Source organism: Streptosporangium sp. NPDC006013 (assembly GCF_040614275.1).
Lineage (GTDB): Bacteria > Actinomycetota > Actinomycetes > Streptosporangiales > Streptosporangiaceae > Streptosporangium.
Window position 1 is genome coordinate 1 of record NZ_JBEXUE010000600.1, and the last position, 5,250, is coordinate 5,250.

Below are 5,250 nucleotides of genomic sequence, written 5' to 3' on the forward strand. Positions count from 1 at the left end.
GAGGTGGAGCGGCCGTATGGCAGATGGGTGGAAATGGAGAGCCACTGCGGCTGCCACGAGCCGTCGAGCGAGGCGAGGCGCGCGCGGTGCTGGTAGTCCCTGCGTGCGAACTGCACGTCGTCCAGGACGATCCAGTAGTCGGCGGCGAACAGCTTGGCCAGCGTCACCAGTCGGGGAAAGAGGTTGGGCTGGTGGATGGCGCACACCTCGCCATACGGCAGGTCAGGGCGTAAACGGAACGGAATTTGCTTCGTGCGTCGTGAGGTAGGTATGACGGACATCGACGATCGCGCACCGACCGCCGCCGAGATTGAGGAGTTCCACCAGGACCAGTTCTTCGCAGACGAGGAGGCCGCCGCAGCCGGCATGTATCCACGACTGTTCAATCTGTCGGCAGGCTTTCTGTACAAGCAGGTAGTTCACCCTCTTCGGCCGCTACCGCCGGAGTACGTCACGCTACCTGCGACCATGTTTCGGGGAGAGGAGAGGCCACATCTGGACGTGGCCGTCACCCGGTGGAACATCCTCTGGGAATGCGCCCAGTTCCGTCGCCGCTTCTTCGCCGAAGACGAGCTTCCCGAACCGCTGCGACAGGTGGCCGAGGGCGGGGACGTGAATGTGGTCTTCGTTCCGAGGACGGCCAGTCGCTACTTCGAGTACGCCCCTCTGTTCCACCTGTTGCCGCGATCGACCGTGGAGCGGTTCGGGCTGCCCCTGCTCAGCGCGGGACAGTGGCCGTACCTCATGCAGCCCACTCCCGTCGATCACTTCCTCCCGAGCGACTTCGCGGACCGACTCTCCAACGCATGGGCGTCCACGGTATGGAGACACCTCGTATCAGGTTCGGGAATGAGCGGATTCTCCAGCACCGACCCGATCCGGATCCTTGCCCATAACCTGGATTTCTGGGTCCCGGCTGTCACCGCTGCCGTCCAGGAGATCCTCGGCGACTTTCCGGTCGTAGACGCCGGGGTCAGAGCGGGTCCCGCTCCCCTGCAAGGCGGGACCTTCCTGGAGGAGGTAGTCGCGACGAGTCCCCGCGTCGGCAGTGACCTGTGGCGTGGTGAGAGTGAAGCTTCAGAAGTCGTTCGGTCGGTCGTCGACCATGCCGACGCAACCGGCAGGCTCCGCGACATCTTGGACGCGGTGAGGTCTCATCGGGTCAAAGACGACTTCTCCGATCGCTGGTCCTTCGCACGGGAGGACTTCGAACGCAAGTTGCACAGCAAGCGTTCGAAGGTGAAGGTCACGTTCGTCGAGCTGACCGACACCATTCCTGTTCAAGGACCGGAGACAGAGGTGATCGCGGACCTGGTCTACAGCGACTTCCTCGCCTTGCTCGATCCCAGCGAGCGCCAGGTCGTCGTGCTCCTGAACAGCGGGGTTACCAAGCTCTGCGAGATCGCCGATCTGATGGGCTACAAGAACCACAGCCCTATCTCCAAACGCCTAGCCCGGATCCGGGAGAAGGCCAAGGCGCACTTCGATCTTTCGTGACCGACTCATCCGACCAAGCGACGGCGTCAGCGCTTTTCGTAACAGGTCAGGTGAGCACTCCAGGGACGAGATCGCAACCTCGTGCACGAAAACAGTTTGAGTAGCGCCCGATCGACGGCTGATGCATAATGTCCGCAGGGATTTCCGGGCGGTGTGGCCGCCTAGTCCGCATGACCGACCCGACAGCGGTCATCGCAGGACCCCAGAGGCACCGCCTCCCACGGATATGGGTTTATTACGTGCAGAAGTGAAGCGGTCACTTCTCCGATATGCGCTGAGTCGGGCAGTGCGACGGAGGAATCAATGCTTCATTCACAGCGCCGTAATCGCATTCGTAGTCGCAGGCGCTACACAGGCGAACCGCAGAGCATCGCCGGCCGACAATTGGCCGGTCTTGGAGATAACGCGCTAGCGATCCCTATCGCGACACCCGAGCAAGCTGCACTCGAAGCGCAGCTCCTTATCAGGTGCGGTCGCATGGATTATCACCCCTGGGATGTACCCCTTAACTCTGAACGGCCCTCATACCCGCCTTTCGGGTTCCGCTACGTCGTCCCCCTCTCCGATGAATTCCAGCTTGAAGTTCATCCCGACCTTCTCCCTGATTTTGTCGGGCAGGTCATGCCTGGGGTCGAAACGGATGGAACAGAGGTTCGTGGGGTCGTGGGACTCCGCGCCGAGGTGCACGCAAAGCATGTGCTACTCACCCGTCCTGGCCTCCCCGGACGGATCAAGGTTCTTGTCCGTTCTTCCGTATGGGAGGCCGCAGTTGCACTCGCCATCGACGACGTCAACCGCGACATGGCGGTGTGGATTGACCATCCGGATGAATGGACATCGAAAGAAGTCCATTTCCAAGAGCTCAACAAGGATCTATTCGACCTTGGCGTCTCCGGGAATTCATTTATGTCCGGGCTCATACGTCGCTGCCACGCAATTTATGGCGATCAGCACGTCCACTACTGGAGCCTTTGGATAGATCGAGACATCCAATTGGAATGGCGTGGCGGGCCCACCCATAACGTAGTGATCGAGAGGCTTCTCCATCCAGATTTCGGATTGAATGCGTCGCTCGAAGATCAGTCACGAAGATGTTATTGCGAGGAATCGGACCGGAGCGGGAGAGACTACTGCTACCGGATAGCAATTACGAGCTCGAGCGGGCTAGGTCTCGCGCTTCGACGCCAACCTCTGCGCTTCAAGCCGTAGTCCTCCATCGATCAACGAGCGCAGTGGACCACCAGATCTGCCGCTGTCTCTCCTAGTCGGAACCCACCGCAAGCGTGGTACGCTCCGAATGGGCCGTACGCGAGGCCTTGCCGTTTTGGAACTCCCGGACCAAGGTTCCAAGTAGGGCGGCTGAAGGGGTTGATAACTCCCGCAGCACACACCAACGACTCTGTGGCACCTAGCAGATCTCGATTACCGCTGGCCGGGTAGCGGAACGGGAGACAACTGTGCCCTCTGTCAATCTTGCTGCCCTACCCGGAGTCGCGGTTCGCCCGCTCGTGGTCGCGATCGCTCATCTTCCGATTCTGATCGTGGCCTTCTGCGCCATACCCGTGTGGATGATGGCAGTCATCCGGCCGGCGACCCACAGTGACCTCGCCCTGCGGCTGCTAAGAGAGCTTCGCACCTGGAGCCGCGATGTGATCGGTGCGGTGCATGGAGCCCAGCCCCGATGAGCCGAGACCATCGAAAGGGCGATGTCAGACAGAGAATCCGCTACACAGGCGAAAAGTATCAACAGGCCCTCCGTGAGATCAATGGCCTCGGCGAGGGCCAGGCGTTGATCCCTGATGCACAACACCCTGGGCAGCAATGGGTTGAGTCGGCGGTGTTGCACCGCTTGTTGACAGGGGCGCGGGCGCAGTGGTCGGAAGGCGTCCACCCCGCATACCCGCTTTTCGTCGAGGCAGTTAGGCCATCGACAACGGGACTTCGTACGGTAGTTTCCGCCTGCGATGTTGCGGACTTCGGCGCGGCGCTAGTGATGCGACGAACCACCGGTCCTGACCAACCGTCAGCCGACGAAATCGAGGTTCGCCGTACGAGTGACGTTCAGTGCCTGATCTCCACTAGTACCGCACCCCACATGGTTGAACTGCAGTGCTCATGGAACGACCTATGTAAAGCAGTCGAGCCAGGCCCTAATGTCGCGAAAATTTCAGTTGGCGGTTTACGATTCGATACCCGCTCCGTACTGCGATTGGCACCCAACGAACGCGCGATCCTAAGCAGCCTGCTACGTAGAATTGCTCTATTCTCTGACCCCAACGCCCTCGACTGGTTGTTGATCTGGCACGAGTGGGTGACGCGGGGGCATACGGGAACCATGCCACGGGTGCCCGACAGTCTAATTACCGAGTTGACCGCCAAAAACTTTGGTCTGCATCCCACACAGCTCCACGCTCTAAGCATCGACCGCCCGCGCTGGTCGAGAGCTCCAGGTGAGAGGCACAGCGCCAGATACGTCGGCAGTCGCTCGACGGTGCCCGCGGAGCGGCGCAGTCCAAGCATCACGGGAGAAATGACTGCAGATACCTTGGCAAATGAAGCCGCATTTGTTGATGGATCACGTCGATCTTCGGAGGAGCAACTACGTCGAAGTCCACGCCGCTACAACAACCTAGCGGTCACGGTCGTTCGCCTTGCCCCCGAATATCCTATCAAGCGCACGTTCTACTTCTTAAGTTTCCCTCGCCACTGGAAGGAGTCGCTCCACTGGCTAGCGACGGCCAGCCAGCGCAACCGGCTCACCACACGAATCCCGATAGCCACGCTGAATGACGCCATTACCGCAGTGATTCCTGACTGCATCGTGACACAGCCCTATGTCGACGACGCCGACCAAGACTGGCTGCTCACCTGCAACCCAGTGGACCCAAAAGTGCTCTTTCGCTTGGTCACCGCTTGGGTCCGTGCGCAGAAGGCCACGCCAGAGCAGATCGAATCGACACTGTCGCAGCTCAGCCCTGCTGATCTCACGTGGTCATCTATCAACATTGGCCCGGACGCGCCCTTCTCTCTGCTCGCCCGCTTGATCCCGATGGAAGTGGCGGCCACGCTGGCACGGCCCCATGCCCAGGCGCCTTTGGGAAACCTGCGTTTTGTGCGTTGTCCGGCGAAAAGAGGCGCCGAGCTCATGTCTTGGCCGCCGGAACGGATCGAAGACGGCGAGCCGTTCTCTGTGACGATCAGCATCTCGGTCCAAACGATGCCATTTAGTAACGAGCTGCAGGTTCACCTCTCCTTCGGAGTACGTCGGTGGATGGCGTCACGCGGAAGACTAGCGATCGGGCGACGCTATTCTGCCTATTTCACACCTGCCCATCACCCTCCGAGCGAACAGACCGCCTCCCAGCATCTCGGCACCGCCAAGATCGAACTGGCGCAGCTATCAGAGAAGGGCGGACGAAGTGCCCGGTTGCCGGGGTGGCCTACGGCCTTGGCCAGAGTGCTCGACCAAGCCGGATATCTGCATCAGATGCCAGATCCACGACAACTCGTAGAAGAGCCATCTGAACTGCTGAAGTCGCCAGATCCAACGGCATTGGTCTATAGCCATGAGATGTCACCCTGGCCAAAGGTCAGCGATGGCTTGCCGGTTGTTGACCGATCACAACTAATGTCCTGGGTCGTCGGCGAGCTCGCGCCGCATTTTCGACCGGTAGAGCCGTTACGCCGGGAAAAAAGCTCGGTCTACAAGGGCCTCACCGTCGCCGCCAAGAGTGTCATCCCGCCGGAGGTGCT

4 protein-coding genes are annotated in these 5,250 nt (G+C 60.4%); 3 read left to right on the forward strand and 1 reads right to left on the reverse strand.

What is annotated here, in order from left to right:
* Nucleotides 1-206: WbqC family protein (locus ABZ260_RS45815; RefSeq protein WP_355630769.1), on the reverse strand; the 206-nt coding region annotated here is incomplete at its 3' end.
* A 64-nt stretch (nucleotides 207-270) separates the two neighbouring features.
* On the opposite strand from ABZ260_RS45815, the gene ABZ260_RS45820 reads away from it, so the two are divergent.
* From ABZ260_RS45820 to ABZ260_RS45830, 3 genes are all read left to right on the forward strand, one after another.
* Entirely contained in the window at nucleotides 271-1,497 is a 1,227-nt protein-coding gene (locus tag ABZ260_RS45820; protein ID WP_355630772.1) for a sigma-70 family RNA polymerase sigma factor, read from the forward strand.
* Nucleotides 1,498-1,974: 477 nt separating this feature from the next.
* Nucleotides 1,975-2,706 (forward strand): hypothetical protein, encoded by a 732-nt coding sequence (locus tag ABZ260_RS45825; RefSeq protein WP_355630775.1) that lies wholly within the window; start codon nucleotides 1,975-1,977, stop codon nucleotides 2,704-2,706.
* 1,321 nt (nucleotides 2,707-4,027) lie between these two features.
* Nucleotides 4,028-5,250 (forward strand): DUF3962 domain-containing protein (locus tag ABZ260_RS45830; protein ID WP_355630778.1); only part of this gene is annotated, 1,223 nt, incomplete at its 3' end.

Excerpts from the sequence above, each read along its gene's own strand:
- ABZ260_RS45820 (WP_355630772.1), top strand. The coding sequence starts at position 271 with ATGACGGACATCGACGATCGCGCACCGACCGCCGCCGAGATTGAGGAG.
- ABZ260_RS45825 (WP_355630775.1), top strand. The coding sequence starts at position 1,975 with ATGGATTATCACCCCTGGGATGTACCCCTTAACTCTGAACGGCCCTCA.